At 71.9% G+C, this 16,869-nt stretch carries 12 protein-coding genes and 1 pseudogene; 9 read left to right on the top strand and 4 right to left on the bottom strand.

The window, feature by feature from the left end; all coding sequences use genetic code 11:
- On the top strand, nucleotides 1-200 hold a 200-nt coding region (locus JHD63_RS17555), incomplete at its 5' end, for a hypothetical protein (RefSeq protein ID WP_198972094.1).
- On the opposite strand, the pseudogene ssb reads toward JHD63_RS17555, so the two are convergent.
- A pseudogene (gene ssb / locus JHD63_RS17550) lies at nucleotides 197-598 on the bottom strand (single-stranded DNA-binding protein); the annotation flags it as partial. The gene JHD63_RS17555 and the pseudogene ssb overlap by 4 nt on opposite strands.
- Before the next feature lie 118 nt (nucleotides 599-716).
- Here ssb and JHD63_RS17545 point away from each other — a divergent pair.
- On the top strand, nucleotides 717-2,051 hold the full coding sequence (locus JHD63_RS17545) for a chloride channel protein (RefSeq protein ID WP_198972092.1): 1,335 nt from the start codon (nucleotides 717-719) through the stop codon (nucleotides 2,049-2,051).
- Here the strand turns inward: JHD63_RS17545 and JHD63_RS17540 are convergent.
- The gene (locus JHD63_RS17540; RefSeq protein WP_198972095.1) at nucleotides 2,034-3,230 is read right to left on the bottom strand and encodes an MFS transporter; all 1,197 of its coding nucleotides are present in this window, start codon (nucleotides 3,228-3,230) and stop codon (nucleotides 2,034-2,036) included. The genes JHD63_RS17545 and JHD63_RS17540 overlap by 18 nt on opposite strands.
- A 255-nt stretch (nucleotides 3,231-3,485) precedes the next feature.
- On the opposite strand from JHD63_RS17540, the gene JHD63_RS17535 reads away from it, so the two are divergent.
- The 3 genes from JHD63_RS17535 to JHD63_RS17525 are packed head-to-tail and all read left to right on the top strand — an operon-like array spanning nucleotide 3,486 to nucleotide 7,693.
- Nucleotides 3,486-5,030, top strand: coding sequence for a GGDEF domain-containing response regulator (locus JHD63_RS17535; protein ID WP_198972091.1), 1,545 nt, complete (start codon nucleotides 3,486-3,488; stop codon nucleotides 5,028-5,030).
- 16 nt (nucleotides 5,031-5,046) lie between these two features.
- The gene (locus tag JHD63_RS17530; protein WP_198972090.1) at nucleotides 5,047-5,763 is read left to right on the top strand and encodes a response regulator transcription factor; all 717 of its coding nucleotides are present in this window, start codon (nucleotides 5,047-5,049) and stop codon (nucleotides 5,761-5,763) included.
- Nucleotides 5,744-7,693, top strand: a complete 1,950-nt coding sequence (locus JHD63_RS17525; RefSeq protein ID WP_198972089.1) for a sensor histidine kinase — start codon at nucleotides 5,744-5,746, stop codon at nucleotides 7,691-7,693. The genes JHD63_RS17530 and JHD63_RS17525 overlap by 20 nt, the downstream gene beginning before the upstream one ends.
- A gap of 113 nt (nucleotides 7,694-7,806) precedes the next feature.
- Here the strand turns inward: JHD63_RS17525 and JHD63_RS17520 are convergent, their stop codons facing one another.
- Nucleotides 7,807-11,130 (bottom strand): IPTL-CTERM sorting domain-containing protein, encoded by a 3,324-nt coding sequence (locus tag JHD63_RS17520; RefSeq protein ID WP_198972088.1) that lies wholly within the window; start codon nucleotides 11,128-11,130, stop codon nucleotides 7,807-7,809.
- A gap of 281 nt (nucleotides 11,131-11,411) precedes the next feature.
- Between JHD63_RS17520 and uvrA the strand changes: the two genes are divergently transcribed.
- Nucleotides 11,412-14,516 (top strand): excinuclease ABC subunit UvrA, encoded by a 3,105-nt coding sequence (gene uvrA / locus JHD63_RS17515; RefSeq protein ID WP_198972087.1) that lies wholly within the window; start codon nucleotides 11,412-11,414, stop codon nucleotides 14,514-14,516.
- A 58-nt stretch (nucleotides 14,517-14,574) separates the two neighbouring features.
- On the opposite strand, the gene yjjJ is transcribed toward uvrA, so the two are convergent.
- Nucleotides 14,575-15,879 carry a type II toxin-antitoxin system HipA family toxin YjjJ gene (yjjJ, locus tag JHD63_RS17510; protein ID WP_198972086.1) on the bottom strand — a complete coding sequence of 435 codons (1,305 nt, stop codon included), beginning with the start codon at nucleotides 15,877-15,879 and terminating at the stop codon, nucleotides 14,575-14,577.
- 15 nt (nucleotides 15,880-15,894) lie between these two features.
- Here yjjJ and JHD63_RS17505 point away from each other — a divergent pair, with 15 nt between their 5' ends.
- The 3 genes from JHD63_RS17505 to JHD63_RS25045 form a co-directional block, all read left to right on the top strand.
- Complete coding sequence (locus tag JHD63_RS17505) at nucleotides 15,895-16,053, top strand: hypothetical protein (protein WP_198972085.1); 159 nt, start codon at nucleotides 15,895-15,897, stop codon at nucleotides 16,051-16,053.
- Complete coding sequence (locus JHD63_RS17500) at nucleotides 16,050-16,526, top strand: FKBP-type peptidyl-prolyl cis-trans isomerase (RefSeq protein ID WP_198972084.1); 477 nt, start codon at nucleotides 16,050-16,052, stop codon at nucleotides 16,524-16,526. The genes JHD63_RS17505 and JHD63_RS17500 overlap by 4 nt, the downstream gene beginning before the upstream one ends.
- Before the next feature lie 230 nt (nucleotides 16,527-16,756).
- On the top strand, nucleotides 16,757-16,869 hold a 113-nt coding region (locus JHD63_RS25045; protein ID WP_198972083.1), incomplete at its 3' end, for a transposase family protein.

Raw genomic sequence — 16,869 nt, 5'->3', positions numbered from 1 at the left:
CCCCCCCCCCCCCCCCCCCCCCCCCCCCCCCCCCCCCCCCCCCCCCCCCCCCCCCCCCCCCCCCCCCCCCCCCCCCCCCCCCCCCCCCCCCCCCCCCCCCCCCCCCCCCCCCCCCCTTTTTAATCCCCCGCCCACCACCGCGATCTACACTAGGTTCTCTTCGTCGGCAGCGTCAGATGTGTATAAGAGACAGGTCGTAGCCGCCGCCTTCGCCCGCACCGCCGTCGTGGCCGCCGTCGCCGCCCTGCGGGCCGCCGGCGCCCTGGCGGCTGCCGAGCATCTGCATCTGGTCGGCGCGGATCTCGGTGGTGTATTTCTCCACGCCGGCCTGGTCGGTCCACTTGCGGGTGCGCAGGCTGCCCTCGACGTAGACCTGCGAGCCCTTGCGCAGGTACTGGCCGGCGATCTCGGCGAGCTTGCCGTTGAACACCACACGGTGCCACTCGGTGGCCTCGCGCATCTCGCCGCTGGTCTTGTCGCGCCAGCGGTCGGTGGTGGCGATGGTGACGTTGGCGACCTGGTCGCCGCTCGGGAAGGTGCGCATCTCGGGATCGCGGCCGAGATTGCCGACGACGATGACTTTGTTGACGGATGCCATGGTGGGGGCCTGCAGAGAATGGGGGTAGGGTGACGGAAAGGCAGCACTGGGGCCAGCGAAGGACCGCCATTGTGCCGCAGCCGCGCCCCGCGCGGGCCTGCGAGAATGCGGGGCTACCATGCACGAGCACCCAAACTTCTGGCGCAGCGTCCAGGCAGAATTCTCCAGTTGGCGCGTGTGGCTGGACCGCGCCGTGGTGCTGGCCTATGCCATCGCCGCGGGCCTGCTGGTGGTGGGCTTCACCGTGCTCAGCGAGCTGGCCTTCGGGCTGTTCGAGCGGGTCTACCACTGGAACTGGTGGGCCGTGCTGCTGTGGACGCCGGCCTGGACGGCGGCGGTGGTCTGGCTCACGCGGCGCCATTTCCCGGGCGCGGCCGGCTCCGGCATCCCGCAGGTGATGACGGCGCTGGAGCCCTCGCTGCCCGAGGCCGAGCGCGGGCGCTTCGTCAGCCTGCGCCTGACCGTGGCCAAGGTGGTGCTGTCTTCCGCCGCCCTGCTGGCCGGCCTGTCGGTGGGCCGCGAAGGTCCTTCGGTGCAGGTGGCCGCGGGCGTGATGCAGCACGCGCGGCGCTGGCTGCGCGCGGGCTCGGGCATCGACCGGCATGCGCTGCTGGTGGCCGGCGGCGCGGCCGGCATCGCGGCGGCCTTCAACGCGCCGCTGGCCGGCGTGGTGTTTGCCATCGAGGAGCTGTCGCGCAAGCTCGAGTCGCGCAACAGCGGCCTGATCATCGCGGCCATCGTGCTGTCGGGCCTGATGGCGGTGTCGGCCTTCGGCAACCTGACCTACTTCGGCGTGATCCGCGTGCCGCGCCTGGGCTGGGATGCGCTGCTGCCCGGCCTGCTGGTCACGCTGGTGTCGGCGGTGCTGGGCGGGCTGTTCTCGCGCCTGCTGGCCAACTCGCTGATCGGGCGCTCGCCCGACCGCTTCAGCCGCTGGCGCGCACGCTACCCGGTGCGCTTCGCGGCGCTGGGCGCGCTGGCGGTGGCCGTCATCGGCTGCGTCACCAGCGGCGCGACCTTTGGCGCGGGCTCGCAAGAGGTCAAGCAGATGCTCGCGGGCGAAGCGCATGCGCCGGCCTTCTTCGTCACGCTGAAGTTCATCGCCACCTGGCTCACCGCCTGGTGCGGCGTGCCCGGCGGCATCTTCGCGCCCTCGCTGTCCATCGGCGCGGGGGTGGGCCACAACGTGGCGCTGCTAACCGACGCCCACCTGGCGCCCGCGCTCATCGCCATGGGCATGGCGGCCTTCCTGGCGGCCGTGACGCAGGCGCCGCTCACGTCCTTCATCATCGTGATGGAAATGGTGGACGGCCACGCCATGGTGCTGAGCCTGATGGCCGCGGCCATGCTAGCCAGCCTGGTATCGCGCATGCTGAGCCGGCCGCTCTACGGCGCGCTGTCCGAGCACATGCTGCTGTCGGCGGGCGGGCAGCCCTCAGCGCTGCGGCACTGACGCGGCCGCGCGGCCCACCGACCCCAGGCCCCAGGTGATCGCCAGCCAGACCAGCGACAGCAGCAGCGTGGCCGTGAAAAGGCCCGTGGGCCCGGTGAACTTCACCAGTGCGCCGCCCATGGCGCCGCCCGCGAACATGCCCAGCGACTGCAGCGTGTTGTAGACCCCCAGCGCCGTGCCGCGCAATGCGTCCGGCGCCATGCGCGACACCAGGCTCGGCTGGCTCGCCTCGAGCGCATTGAAGCCGCAGAAGAAGACGAACATCAGCAGCGCCAGCCAGCCCACGCCCGCGCCGCCCCGGCCCGCGGCCGCCCCCAGCAGCCCCAGTTGCGCCAGCGCCACCAGCGCAATCGAGCCGAGCAGCGCCGCGCGCAGGTAGCCGCGCCGCTCCAGCCGGAACAGGCCCAGCCCCATCACCACGAAAGACGCCAGCACCGCCGGCAGGTAGACCCACCAGTGGTGCATGCGCGCCAGCCCCGCCTGCACCAGCATGCCGGGCACCGCCACCCACATGGCGAGCTGGATGGCGTTGAGCGCGAACACGCCGGCATTGAGCCGCAGCAGGTCGCCATGGCGCAGCAGCGCGCCCAGCGGCGCGCGCCCGGTGCTGCGCGTCAGCGCCGGCTCGGGCGGCGCCCACCAGAGCACCCCCGCCACGCCGGCCAGGGCCAGCACGCCGGTCAGGCCGAACAGGCCCGGCAGCCCGGCCCAGGCCGCCAGCGGCGGCGCGGCCACCAGCGCCAGCGCGAACATCAGCCCGATGCTGCCGCCGACCACCGCCATGGCCTTGGTGCGCACCGCCTCGCGCGTCTGGTCGGCCAGCAGCGCGGTCACCGCCGCCGACACCGCGCCCGCGCCCTGCAGCGCCCGCCCGGCCGCCAGCCACGGCAGGCTGGTCGCCAGCGCCGCGACCAGGCTGCCCAGCGCCAGCACCAGCAGGCCGGCCACGATCACCCGCTTGCGCCCGAGCCGGTCCGAGGCCATGCCAAAGGGCATCTGCAGGAAGGCCTGTGTCAGCCCGTAACTGCCCATGGCCAGCCCGATCAGCGCCGGATCGTCCCCGCCGGGATAGCTGCGCGCCTCCAGTGCGAACACCGGCAGCACCAGGAACAGGCCCAGCATGCGCAGCGCGAAGATGGCCGCCAGCGCGCCGGTGGCGCGCCGCTCCAGCGGCGTCATGGCGCCAGCGCGCGGCGCCGGGCCGGCGGCGGGCTGCAAGGAGGGAGAAACGGGCGGGGTGGACACGTCGGGCGGCACTGGGGCAGGACAGGAGGAGGGAGCGGGGCTCGGCCCGCGACGCCGCGGATCGGCGCCGGGCATTGTCTCCGATCGCCGGAGCGCAGAAGCATGCCTGTGGCGGTTACGTTTTGCAGCAAGCATGCTGTAATCGTGACCATGAGCGCGCCCCGACGACTCCAAGGCGCCTGGAAAGACATGGTCCAGGCCTGGGCGGGCGTGGGCGAAGCCCCGGCCGAACTGGAGCGCTGGGCCTCCTTCATGCTGCACTGCGACCGGCTGCACGGCCTGGCCCAGGAGCAGGGCATGGCCGAGGTCGAGCTGGCGCTGGCGCCGCTGCTGCACCTGCTGGGCGACATCGCCGAACCCGCCGACGCGGCCTACCTGCCGGCCAACCGGCTGCTGCCCGCCATCGCCGAGGCCGTGCGCACCGCCTACGACGGTGGCGGCAAGCGCGTGCGCACCGGCAGCCCGGCCCAGCGCGCGGCCACCGCCAGCCCGGGCGTGCTGGTGCTGAGCGGCGACGAAGCCGCCACCGAAGACCTGCTGCTGCAGATGGAGCACTACGGCTACCGGGTGCAGCGCGAGCCCGACCCGCAGCGTGGCCTGGCCGCCGCTGCGGCGCAGCGGCCGCTCGCCGTCATCGTCGACCTGAGCCAAGGCTTCGAGCGCGCCGCGCCCATCGTCGCCGAACTCGCCCGCCTGGGCCTGCCCTGGTGCGCCCTCGCGCGCCAGGGCGACTACCGCCTGCGGCTGCAGGCGGTGCGGCAGGGCGCGCTGTTCTTCTTCGTCGCGCCGCTGTCCATCGACGCCCTGGTGGAAGTGCTGGACCCGCTGGCCTATCCGCAGCAGGAGCCGCCCTACCGGGTGCTGCTGCTGGACGACTCGCGCACCGTGCTGGCCAGCGTGCGCCAGGCGCTGCGGCCCTATCCGCAACTGCACCTGGGCGTGCTCAGCCGGCCCGAGCGGGTGCTGGACGTGCTCAACTACTACTGGCCGGACGTGCTGCTGCTGGACTACCACCTGCGCGACTGCACCGGCCTGGAGGTGGCGCGCATCATCCGCCAGCACAAGGCCTTCGAGTCCATTCCCATCATCTACCTCACCAGCGAAAGCCGCGAGGCCATGCAGCAGGAGGCCATGCGCTACGGCGGCGACGACTTCCTGGTCAAGCCGGTGGGCGCGGAGCAGCTGTTCCACACCGTGCTGCACCGGGCGCGGCGCTACCGCGGCCTGCGCAAGCTCATGGTGGAAGATAGCCTCACCGGCCTCTACAACCACGTCAAGACCAAGTCGCTGCTGCAGCAGAGCCTGGCGCAGGCCGAGCGCCAGAAGGTACCGCTGTCCTACGCCATCCTGGACATCGACCACTTCAAGCGCGTCAACGACGACTACGGCCACGCCACCGGCGACAAGGTGATCAAGGCGCTGGCGCGCTACCTGCGCCAGCACCTGCGCGACGCCGACATCGTCGGCCGCTACGGCGGCGAGGAATTCGTGGTCGTGCTGCAGAACTGTCAGCCGGAGCAGGCCCGGCGGCGCATCGACAGCCTGCGCGAGGGCTTCGGCCGGCTCTACCACGCCTATGAGGACGGCATCTTCTCCACCACCTTCAGCGCCGGCATCGCCCACTACCCGGGCTGCGCCGGCATGACCGAGCTCATGGCCGCCGCCGACGCCGCGCTCTACGCCGCCAAGCGCGCCGGCCGCAACCAGGTGCGGGTGGCCGGCATGGCCGGCTGACAGCGCCGCCGCGAGCATGCAGGACCATCCCGCACACGCCTCCCGCGCCCCCGGCGGACTGCCTGCCGAAGCGCCCGCGCGCATCCGCGTGGGCACGGTGGAGGACGATCCCGAGACGCGCGAGGCGCTGGCCCGCCACATCGACGCCCAGCCCGACCTGGTGCTGGTGCTGCAGGCGTCCCGCCGGGCCGAGGCGCTGGCGCTGCTGCCGCAGCAGGCGCTCGACGTGCTGCTGGTGGACCTGGGCCTGCCCGATGGCTCGGGCCTGGACGTGATCCGCGCGGCGCGTGCGCAATGGCCCGGCTGCGGCGTGCTGGTCAGCACGGTGTTCGGCGACGAGGCCCACGTGCTGCCCGCGATCGAGGCCGGCGCCATGGGCTACCTGCTCAAGGACAGCAGCGCGCCGGAACTGGCCCACGAGATCCGCAGCGTGCACGCCGGCGGCAGCCCCATCAGTCCCATGGTGGCGCGCAAGATCCTGACGCGGGCGGTGGAGCGCGCCGCTCCCGTGGCCGCGCCGGCAGCGCCCTCCTCCATCGCGCTGTCGGTGCGCGAGCGCGAGGTGCTGCAGTTGGTGAGCAAGGGCTTCACCACCGAGGAGACGGCGGCGGCACTGAGCATCTCGAACTCCACCGCACGCACCTTCGTGCGCCGCATCTACGCCAAGCTGCAGGTCGGCACGCGGGCGGAGGCCATCCACCAGGCGCACCGCCATGGCCTGCTGCGCGGATAGCGCCAGCCGCCCGCGCCAGTGGTGGCGCGCGGCGGCATGGGGCCTGCTGGCGGTGCTGGGTCTGGCCGCCCCAGCCCACGCGGCCGGCGCCGACCCGGCGCCCCTGCACCTGCAGCAGGCGCGCCTGGCGCTCGAGCCCGGGGCTGGCTGGGATGCACCGGCGGCGCCGCCGCCGGCACTGCTCGCCCCGGACGGCGGCACCGCCTGGGACACCGTGGCCCTGCCGCACGCGCGCCCGCGCAGCCTGGCCGCGGCCGGCGACACGCCGGACGCGCCGCCCGACGTGGCCTGGTACCGCCTCGACCTGCCGGCGGGCACCGCCGGGCCGGGGCCGTTCTTCTACCTGCCGCGCTGGCAGACCATCGGCAGCATTGCCGTCTATGCCGACGACCGGCTGGTGTACCGCTCGCGCGGCAGCCGGGTCTGGAATGGCTTCAACCGTCCGCTGTGGCTGCCGCTGACCGAGGCGGCGCAGGGCCCCGCGCCGCGCACGGTGCTGGTGCGCATGGCCAGCCAGCGCGGCGTGGGCGGCGCGCTGTCCACCGCGTGGGTGGGCAGCGAGCACGCGCTGCAGGGACGCTACCGCCTGCGCGCCTGGCTGCAGTCCGACCTGGTGTCGATCGCCTCGGGCACCTTCCTGGCCATCGGCCTGTTCTCCTTCGCCGTGTGGTGCGTGCGGCGGCGCGAGACTCTCTACGCGCTGTTCTTCGCCAGCGCCGTGACCCATGCGCTGCGCACGCTGCACTTCACCATCGGCAACGAGCCGCCGCTGCTGCCCGACGCGCTCTTCGGCTGGGTGACGGTGAACTCGCTGGGCTGGTGGATGGCATGCGTCTGCCTGTTCGCCATGCGCGTGCACGGCCGCAAGCTGCCTGCGCTGGAGCGCGGGATCGTCGCCGTGGTGGTGGCCATGTCCCTGGCCACGCTGCCGGGCTGGGGCCTGCGGCTGGAAACCGTGCTGCCCGTGCTCTACCTGACCGACGTGGCGCTGGCCGTGACCGTGGCGCTGACAGGCATCTGGGCATCGCGGCGCGGCGGCACGCGCGCCGGGCTGGTGCTGTCCATCTGGTTCGCGCTCAGCGTGCCGGCCGGTGCCTACGACCTGCTGCTGGCCAGCTACCGCGTGCCCATCGAATCGGTCTACCTTGGGCCCTATGTGTCGATCGGCCTGTTCAGCATCTTCCTGGTGATCCTGTACCAGCGCTACGTCGGGGCGCTGCGCTCGGTGGAAACCGCCAACGCGCAGCTGGAGGTGCGCCTGGCCGGACGCGAGCGCGAGCTGGCCGCCAGCTACGCGCAGCTGCAGGCACTGGAGCGCCAGCGCACGCTCGACGCCGAACGGCAGCGCCTGATGCAGGAGATGCACGACGGCATCGGCTCGTCGCTCATCAGCGCGCTGCGCATGACCGAGCGCGGCCGGCTGCAGGAGGCCGACATGGCGCGCGTGCTCAGGGAATGCATCGACGACCTGAAGCTCTCCATCGACTCGCTGGAGCACCAGGGCACCGACCTGCTGAGCGTGCTGGCGGCCCTGCGCTTCAGGCTGGCGCCGCGCCTGGAAGCCGCCGGGCTGGCACTGCGCTGGCGCGTGGTGGACGTGCCGCCCCTGGCATGGCTGGACCCGCAGAGCGCGCTGCACATCCTGCGCATCCTGCAGGAGGTGCTGGCCAACCTCCTCAAGCACAGCGGCGCGCACGGCATAGAGATCGCCACGGGCAGCACGGCGGACGGCAGCGTGCTGGTCTGGGTGCGCGACGACGGCACGCCGCACCGACCGGACGGCCACGCCCCGGCCGGGCACGGCAAGGGCCTGGCCAACGTGCGCAGCCGCGCCCAGGCCCTGGGGGCGCGCTGCAGCTGGAGCGTGGAAGAAGGCGGCAACCTGTTCGAGCTGCGCCTGCCCGCGCAGGGCGCCACCCAGCCTGGCTGAGCGGGCGGCGGGCGGCGGGCGGCAAGCCATGAATCTTGCAAAAAAACGTCGCCAGCCCAAGTTATGCCTTGGCTACCAGCTACATATTCAATAGCAAAACCTGGTCCATGCCGCTACCGGCGGCGCGTGATACCTTGCCGCCATGCCATGCCGCCGAGCAGCAGCGCCAGCAGCATCAGGCCCCATTGCGAGAGCGTCGGGATGGCCGTCATGGCCCCCGGCGCGGGCAGCAGCAGCGGGACGAACGGGTCGGTGATGGTGCCGGGCGTGGTGGTGTCGCTGTCGCCCTCGCCGTCGTCCGTCACCGTGTAAGTCACCGTCTGGCTGTTGTTGCTCAGTTGCAGGCTGGTGGGCGTGAACCAGCTGGCTGCGGCCCCCGCGCCGGGCGGGCCGTACTTCTGCAAGCTCAGCCCGCCCAGGCTTTGCGGGTAGGTGACGCTGACGCTGAGCGTGGCCCCCGCGCAGCCGGTGGCGGTAAAGCGCAGCACGCCCAGCGGAGCGCTGGCACCTGCGGGGGCTCCGGGCGGAACGGTGTTGTCGATGGTCAAGGCCCCCAGCGTGCAGCCCGGAGGCCCGCCGCCGATCACCACGCTGGCATTGCCGCCATTGCCCGGCAGCGGCACGCTGGGGGCACCCAGCGCCTGCGGCGTGGCCTGCACCGGGGCCGATGCATCGCCTGGGCCCACGGTATTGCTGGCCTGCACGGCAAAGGCGTAGGTCGTTCCATTGGCCAGGTTGCCCACGGTGCAGGTCATGGCCGCCGGCGTGGCCGTGCAGCTGCCCAGCGCAGCCGCGCCCTGCACGTAGGGAGCTGCATAGGCCGTGGCGGTGTAGCCCGCCACGGCACTGCCGCCATCGTCGGCGGGGGCCGCCCAGCCCAAGCGCACAGCCCCGTCGCCCGGGGTGGCGCTGACGCCGCCGGGCGCGCCCGGCGCTTGCGCCGCCCTGGCGAACAGCGGGGCCGAAGGAATGCCGTTGACCACCGCGCGCAGCGCATACCAGCCCGCCGGCAACGGCGTGGGCAGCGGCTGCGAGCTGTAGCTGGCGTCAGTGGAACTGGCCGGCGCCAGCCAGGAGGTGGCGGCGTTGTCCAGGCGCTGCAACTGCAGCAGCGGCAGGTTGTGGGCCTCGCCGCGCGTGCCGCCGCCGGCCTCGCTGTCACCGTGCAGCAGCGTGCCGGTGATGGCGAGGGCGATGCCCGGTTGCAGCACCGGGCTGGCCAGGCTGGTCAGGACGGGCGCGCGGCTGGGGGGCACGCCCTGGTCTTCCTGGTAAAGCTCTGCGCTGGCAAGGGAGCTACTGCTGCCGAATCCTCCGGCGACCAGTACCTTGCCGCTGGGCAGCAGCGTGGCGCTGTGGAGCAGGCGCGCCGTGCCCATGGCGCCCGCAGGGCTCCAGCCATTGGTGCCCGGGTCGTACAGCTCGGCGCCGGCGAGGGTGAGGGCGCTGCTGCCGATGCCGCCAGCGGCCAGCACCTTGCCGCTGGGCAGCAACGTGGCGCTGTGGTAGTAACGCGCTGCGCCCAAAGTGCCCGCAGGGCTCCAGCTAGCGGAGCCCGGGTTGTACAGCTCGGCACTGGCGAGGGCGCCGCTGCTGCCGAATCCGCCGGCGATCAGCAGCGTGCCACCGGGCAGCAGCGTGGCGCTATGGAGCTGGCGCGGCGTGCTCAGGGCGCCCGCAGGGCTCCAGGTGTTGGTGCCTGGGTCGTACAGCTCGGCGCTGGCAAGGAGGGCGCCGCCGCCGAATCCCCCGGCGACCAACACCTTGCCGCTGAGCAGCAGCGTGGCGCTGTGGTCGTAGCGCGCCGTAGCCAAGGTGCCCGCAGCACTCCAGCTATTGGTGCCCGGGTCGTACAGCTCGGCACTGGCAAGGGGACCGCTGCTGCCGAATCCACCCACGACCAGCACCTTGCCGTTGGGCAGCAGCGTGGCGCTGTGGAAGTAGCGCGCCGTGCCCAGAGCACCCGCAGCGCTCCAGGTACTGCTGCCCGGGTCATACAGCTCGGCACTGGCGAGAGCGTCGCTGCTGCCGAATCCACCGGCGACCAGTACCTTGCCGCTGGGCAGCAGCGTGGCGCTGTGGTACTGGCGCGCCGCGCCCAGGGCGCCCACAACACTCCAGATACTGCTGCCCGGGTCATACAGCTCGGCACTGGCGAGGGTGTCGCTGCTGCCGAATCCACCGGCGACCAGTACCTTGCCGCTGGGCAGCAGCGTGGCACTGTGGAGCCGGCGCACCGTGCCCAGGGCGCCCGCAACGCTCCAGCTACTGCTGCCCGGGTCATACAGCTCGGCGCTGGCGAGGGCAGCGCTGCTGTCATATCCACCCGCGAGCAGCACTTTGCCGCTAGGCAGCAGCGTGGCGCTATGCCGGTAGCGCGCCGTGCCCAGGGTACCTGCGGCACTCCAGGTATTGGTGCCCGGGTCGTACAGCTCGGTGCTGGCGAGAGCCGTGGCGGCGCTGCCAGCTCCTCCCGCGACCAGCACCTTGCCGTTGGGCAGCAGCGTGGCGCTGTGGCTTGAGCGCACCGTGCCCATGGCGCCCGCAGGGCTCCAGCTATGGGTGCCCGGGTCGTACAGCTCGGCGCTGGCGAGGGGGCTGTTGCCATCTCCCCCCGCGACCAGCACCTTGCCGCCGGGCAGCAGCGTGGCGCTGTGGCTTGAGCGCACCGTGCCCATGGCGCCCGCAGGGCTCCAGCTATGGGTGCCCGGGTCATACAGCTCGGCGCTGGCGAGGTAGCCGCCGCTGCCGAATCCGCCAGCGACCAGCACCTTGCCGCTGGGCAGCAACGTGGCGCTGTGCAAGTAGCGCGCCGTGCCAAGAGCACCCGCAGGGCCCCAGCTATGGGTGGCCGGGTCATACAGCTCGGCGCTGGCGAGGGCGGCCCCGCCGCTGAATCCGCCCGCCACCAGCACCTTGCCGTTGGGCAGCAGCGTGGCGCTGTGCAAGTGGCGCGCCGTGCCCAGGGCACCCGCAGGGCTCCAGCTATTGGTGCCCGGGTCGTACAGCTCGGCGCTGGCGAGGTAGCCGCCGCTGCCGAATCCGCCAGCGACCAGCACCTTGCCGCTGGGCAGCAGCGTGGCGCTGTGGTTTGAGCGCGCCGCGCCTAGAGCACCCGCCGGGCTCCAGCTATTGGTGCGCGGGTCGTACAGCCCGGCGCTGGCGAGGTAGCCGCTGCTGTCGTTGTACCCACCCGCGACCAGCACCTTGCCGCTGGGCAGCAGCGTGGCGCTGTGGTAATGGCGCGCTGCGGCCATGTCGCTGGCCGCCGTCCAGGCGGGCTGCGCCAGCCCCGGCAGGCAGGCGACCAGCAGCAGGGCGGCCAGTAGGGCACGCAGCGCCCGCTGGCCAGCGGCGGTGATCCGGGCCAGGGTGGCGGGCAGCGGCGCTGCCGCTCGGCAAGCCGGCGCGGCAGGGGTGCGAGGGAAAGCGGGCATGGCGGGCGTCCTCCGGAATGGGGGCAGGTGCGACAGACCCGGAACAGGGCGTGGATGCGGGCGGCCCCTGGAAGGGCAATGCAGATCGCGAGGGGTCATGGCGCAAGCGTGATCGGGGAATGGGGCATGGGCGGCCGCGGGTGCGGCCCTGGGACGCGCAGCACGCCGCGATGTTAGTTTTTGCATCCCGTCCTGTATGTCCTCCAAACAGATGACAAGCACCGTCGGCACGCCCTATCGCCAAGGCCCCGCCCCCACGCCGCGCGGGGCGCTTGACTATCATGGTGGGTTGTCCCGCAAAAGCCCCGCCCTTGAACTCCTTCACCGACGACGCCCCACACCCGGCTGACGGCACGCCCGCCAGGGAAGGGGCCTACCTGGCCCGCGCGCTGCGCGAGCAGCGCATCAGCATCCGCGGGGCGCGCACCCACAACCTGAAGAACATCGACCTGGACATTCCACGGCATGCGCTGGTGGTGGTGACCGGGCTGTCGGGCTCGGGCAAGTCGAGTCTGGCGTTCGACACGCTGTATGCGGAGGGCCAGCGCCGCTACGTGGAGAGCCTGTCGACCTATGCGCGGCAGTTCCTGCAGTTGATGGACAAGCCCGACGTGGACGTGATCGAGGGCCTGTCGCCGGCCATCAGCATCGAGCAGAAGGCCACCAGCCACAACCCGCGCTCGACGGTGGGCACGGTGACCGAGATCCACGATTATCTGCGCCTGCTCTATGCCCGCGCGGGCACGCCCTACTGCCCGGAGCACGAGGTGCCGCTGCAGTCGCAGACGGTGTCGCAGATGGTGGACGCGGTGCTGGCGCTGCCGGCGGGCACGCGGCTGATGATCCTGTGCCCGGTGGCGCGCGAGCGCAAGGGCGAATTCGCCGAGCTGTTCGCGGGCATGCAGGCGCAGGGCTACGTGCGCTTCCGGGTGGACGGCCAGGTATTCGAGCACGAGCACCTGCCGGCGCTGAAGAAGACCGAGAAGCACGACATCGACGTGGTGATCGACCGCGTCAAGGTGCGCGCCGAAGCCGAGCCGCAGGCGCGCGCGGAGTTGCGCCAGCGCCTGGCCGAGAGCTTCGAGGCGGCGCTGCGCGTGGGCGGCGCCGAGAGCGCGGGCCGCGTGATCGCGCTGGAGATGGACGGCGGGGCCGAGCACCTGTTCAACGCGCGCTTTGCCTGCCCGGTGTGCGGCTGGTCGATTGCCGAGCTGGAGCCGCGCCTGTTCTCGTTCAACTCGCCCGCGGGCGCCTGCCCGTCCTGCGACGGCCTGGGGGTGCAGGAGGTGTTCGACCCGCAGCGGGTGGTGGCCTTCCCCTCGCTGAGCCTGGCCGCCGGCGCGGTCAAGGGTTGGGACCGGCGCAATGGCTTCTACTTTTCGATGCTGGAGGGCCTGGCGGCGCACTACGGCTTTGGCCTGGAGACGGCGTTCGAGGATCTCGCGCCGCACCTCCAGCAGGTGCTGCTGCATGGCTCGGGCACGGAGGAGATCAAGTTCAGCTACACGCTGGAGTCGGGCCCGCAGAGCGGCAAGCGGCTGAGCAAGAAGCACCCGTTCGAGGGGATCATCCCCAACATGCAGCGGCGCTACCGCGAGACCGATTCGAACGTGGTGCGCGAGGAGCTGGCGCGCTACCGCAGCACGCAGGCCTGCCCGGTGTGCCAGGGCGCGCGGCTGCGGGTGGAGGCGCGGCACGTGCGGGTGGGCGAGGGCGCACAGGGCCGCGCGATCCAGGAGGTCAGCCGCATGACGCTGCGCGACAGCCAGGCTTGGTTTGCCGCGCTGAAGATGTCCGGGGCCAAGGCCGAGATCGGCGGCAAGATCGTGCGCGAGATCGGGCTGCGGCTGCAGTTCCTCAACGACGTGGGCCTGAACTACCTGAGCCTGGAGCGCAGCGCCGAGACGCTCTCCGGCGGCGAGGCCCAGCGCATCCGCCTGGCGAGCCAGATCGGCTCGGGCCTGACCGGCGTGATGTACGTGCTGGACGAGCCGAGCATCGGCCTGCACCAGCGCGACAACGACCGCCTGATCGACACGCTCAAGCACCTGCGCGACCTGGGCAACAGCGTGATCGTGGTGGAGCATGACGAGGACATGATCCGCGCGGCCGACCACGTGATCGACATGGGCCCGGGCGCGGGCGTGCACGGCGGGCGGGTGATGGCGCAGGGCACGTGCGCCGAGGTGCAGGCCAATCCCGCCTCGCTCACCGGCCAGTACCTGGCCGGGGCGAAGAAGATCGCCGTGCCGGCGCGCCGCACGCCCTGGCTGCCAGTGCTGCGCGAGGCGGCCCGGCCCGAGGCCAAGGCCTCGAAGAAAACCGGCAGGCCCAGCGCCGCGGCCGTGGCCTGGGCCGAGCGCCAGGCCGCGCACCGGGCCACGCAGGGCGCGCTGCAGGCGCTGCGCGTGGTCAACGCCACCGGCCACAACCTGCGCGGCGTGACGGTCGAGTTCCCGGTGGGGCTGCTGACCTGCGTCACCGGCGTGTCGGGCTCGGGCAAGAGCACGCTGGTCAACGACACGCTCTATGCCGCGGTGGCGCGCCAGCTCTACCGCGCGCACGACGAGCCGGCGCCGCACGAGGCGATCGAGGGCATCGAGCACTTCGACAAGGTGATCAACGTCGACCAGAGCCCCATCGGCCGCACGCCGCGCAGCAACCCAGCCACCTACACCGGCCTGTTCACGCCGATCCGCGAGCTGATGGCCGAGACCAATGTGGCCAAGGAGCGCGGCTACGGCCCGGGCCGCTTCAGCTTCAACGTGGCCGGCGGGCGCTGCGAGGCCTGCCAGGGCGACGGCATGGTGAAGGTGGAGATGCACTTCCTGCCCGACGTGTACGTGCCCTGCGACGTGTGCCACGGCCAGCGCTACAACCGCGAGACGCTGGAGGTGCAGTGGAAGGGCCGCAACATCGCCCAGATCCTGGAGATGACGGTGGAGGCGGCGCATGACTTCCTGCAGCCGGTGCCCACCATCGCGCGCAAGCTGCAGACGCTGCTGGACGTGGGCCTGTCCTACATCCAGCTCGGGCAGGCGGCGACCACGCTCTCGGGCGGCGAGGCGCAGCGGGTCAAGCTGGCGCTGGAGCTGTCCAAGCGCGACACCGGCCGCACGCTCTACATCCTGGACGAGCCCACCACCGGCCTGCACTTCGCCGACATCGACCTGCTGCTCAAGGTGCTGCACCAGTTGCGCGACGCGGGCAACACCATCGTCGTGATCGAGCACAACCTGGACGTGATCAAGACCGCCGACTGGGTCATCGACATGGGCCCCGAGGGCGGCGCCGGCGGCGGCACCGTGGTGGGCCAGGGCACGCCCGAGCAGATCGCGGCGAACCCGGCCAGCCATACCGGGCGCTATCTGCGGCGCCTGCTTTGATCATTCAAAAATCATAGCATGCAGCCCAGACGCTGTCTGGGCTACAGGCCGATTTGGCTCATATTTTCCGCAGATTGTCCGCCGCAATGGCGCGAAAGCCCTCGGAGATGCGCGCGTCCGCCGCCGCCGCCTGCCAGAACGCCGCGGCCAGCTCCCGCGCCCGCTCCCACACCGGCAGCGTGGCGGCGCTGGGCTGCAGGCCGCGCGCGGCGAAGTCGCGCGGCACCAGTTCGCCGCCCACCGGCGCGTAGAGCATGGGCAGCATGTCGTAGGTGGGGGACAGGGCCCAGTCGTCGTCGTGCAGCAGCAGCGAGATGTTGCCGTAGTGCCGGTCGGTGTTGGCGATGAGGATGCCGTAGGCCTCCAGCAGGCACAGGTGCGCGGCGTCGGCCGGGGTGAGCAGGCCGCGCGCCTCCATGCGGCCGGCGGTGGCGGCCCAGTTGTCCATCTCGCCCACGTATTCGGCGTCATAGACCAGCAGCGAGACCATGCCGATGCGGCCCTGCGCGGTGCGGTCGAAGCGCTCGGCCTGCAGGAACACGCGGCCGGCGCCGCTGCTGATCTGCGTGCGCGCGGCGGGCAGCCCGGCCTCGGCCAAGGTCTGCAGCGCCAGGTGCTCGCACACCAGCAGGTCGCGCAGGCGCTGCTCGACCGGGCTCGGGCCCGCGGGCGAGAACTTCACGATCACCGGGCGGCCCTCGACGATGGTGCAGAACTTGGGCTGCTCGCCGCCGGCCGAGGAGCCCGACAGCGTGCCCTGCATGGCCCGCTCGGCCAGACGCGGGTAGTCGGCGGCGGAGGCCACGCGCGAGGCGCGCGCGGGCAGCGTCTGGAAGCGCTGGAACGCGGCCTCGCCCACCACCAGATTGCCCGGCAGATCGTCGCCGAACAGCGCCAGGGCGCGCAGCACGTCGTCGTCGCTCCAGTGGCGCGGGTCGGCGCCCAGTTGCAGCTCGGGGTGCGCATGGGCGAAGGTGCGGCCCATGAAGCCCTGCGGCCGCATGTCGTTCAGGAACCAGGGCAGGCCGTCGTGGCGCTGGCTCAGGCCATCGGCCTCGTCGACCCAGATGCCGCCCCCCTGCAGCGGCACCATGCGCGCAAACGGGCTGGCGCGGCCGTGGGCGTCTATGCGCATCACCGGCACCTCGCGCCCCACGCCGGCGATGCTGCGCGGCAGCAGGTAGCGCCGCGAGCGCGCCGCGCCGGCCTTCAGCACCTCGCCCGAGCGCAGCAGCGGCGCCAGCGCGCGCGACACCGTGGGCTGGCTCACGCCCAGCAGCTCCTGCAGCTCGGCGCTGGAGAGCACGCCGCCGCTGCGGCGCAGGGCCTGCAGCAGCCGGGGGGCCAGGGCGGGAGGGGTCATGGAATGGATACCTGAATGGATATTTCCCTTGAAAATACCATCGAATCAATGGTTTACGAGCGAAACCGAATGGATACTGCGGAAATTAGGCCGCCGGGCTCTCCCGCGCTGGCGGGCCCGATCGCGCCCAAGCGAAAATGGCGGCTTTTGCCCCTGAAAGCCGCGCCGCCATGAAAATCACCAAGGACACCGCCGTCACCCTCCGCTTCAAGGTACTGGACGCCCAGGGCCGGCTGATCGAGCAAAGCTCGGAGCCCAGCGTCTACCTGCACGGCGGCTACCAGAACACGCTGCCCAAGATCGAGGAAGCGCTCGAAGGCAAGGAAGCCGGTTACAGCGTCACGCTGGCGCTGGAGCCCGAGGACACCTTCGGCCTGCGCGACGAGTCGCTGGTGCGCGTGATCCCCAAGAGCGAATTCCCGCCCGGCGTGAAGGTCGGCGGCCAGTTGCAGGGCGTGACCGACCGCGGCGAGCCGCACGTCTTCCACGTGATGAAGATCAAGGGCCCCGAGGTGCACCTGGACGGCAACCACCCGCTAGCCGGCAAGTCGCTGCGCTTCGGCATCACGGTGCTCGGTGTGCGCGCCGCCTCCGCCGAGGAAATCGCCCACGGCCACGTGCATGGCGAGCACGGCCATCATCACTGAATGCATCCCCCAGGCTGCGCGCTACGCGCTTCGCCAACCCCCTTCTGCTGCGCGAAGGGGGCACCGCCAGCGGCCTGGCAAAGCCAGTTCCGCGGCGGTTTTCGCCTGGCCTGCTCCGCGGCCATTTGTGTGCTGCATTTTTTATAGCTACATGCCCAGGCTGACAGGGCAATCGCATCTAAATCCAAGCGAAACTAAAGCGCTGAAACAACCCTGCTAGCGCAGCCCCGATGAACCTACTGCACCACCTGCAGAGCATCTCCGACCCCCGAAGCCACCGCACGCGTCGCCACGACCTGCAGGCCATCCTGGCCGTAGCGCTGTGCGCCACCCTCGCCGGGGC

Origin of the sequence: Xylophilus sp. ASV27, assembly GCF_016428875.1 — a bacterium.
Classification (GTDB): Bacteria; Pseudomonadota; Gammaproteobacteria; order Burkholderiales; family Burkholderiaceae_C; genus Xylophilus.
The sequence above is the reverse complement of the archived record's forward strand: the minus strand, read 5'-3'. Positions and strand labels throughout refer to the sequence as shown.

Coding starts and splice junctions, on each gene's coding strand:
- JHD63_RS17530 (WP_198972090.1), top strand. CDS start 5,047: ATGCAGGACCATCCCGCACACGCCTCCCGCGCCCCCGGCGGACTGCCT.
- JHD63_RS17500 (WP_198972084.1), top strand. CDS start 16,050: ATGAAAATCACCAAGGACACCGCCGTCACCCTCCGCTTCAAGGTACTG.
- JHD63_RS17535 (WP_198972091.1), top strand. CDS start 3,486: ATGGTCCAGGCCTGGGCGGGCGTGGGCGAAGCCCCGGCCGAACTGGAG.
- JHD63_RS17540 (WP_198972095.1), bottom strand. CDS start 3,230: ATGACGCCGCTGGAGCGGCGCGCCACCGGCGCGCTGGCGGCCATCTTC.
- uvrA (WP_198972087.1), top strand. CDS start 11,412: ATGGTGGGTTGTCCCGCAAAAGCCCCGCCCTTGAACTCCTTCACCGAC.
- JHD63_RS17545 (WP_198972092.1), top strand. CDS start 717: ATGCACGAGCACCCAAACTTCTGGCGCAGCGTCCAGGCAGAATTCTCC.
- yjjJ (WP_198972086.1), bottom strand. CDS start 15,879: ATGACCCCTCCCGCCCTGGCCCCCCGGCTGCTGCAGGCCCTGCGCCGC.
- JHD63_RS17520 (WP_198972088.1), bottom strand. CDS start 11,130: ATGCCCGCTTTCCCTCGCACCCCTGCCGCGCCGGCTTGCCGAGCGGCA.
- JHD63_RS17525 (WP_198972089.1), top strand. CDS start 5,744: ATGGCCTGCTGCGCGGATAGCGCCAGCCGCCCGCGCCAGTGGTGGCGC.
- JHD63_RS17505 (WP_198972085.1), top strand. CDS start 15,895: ATGGATATTTCCCTTGAAAATACCATCGAATCAATGGTTTACGAGCGA.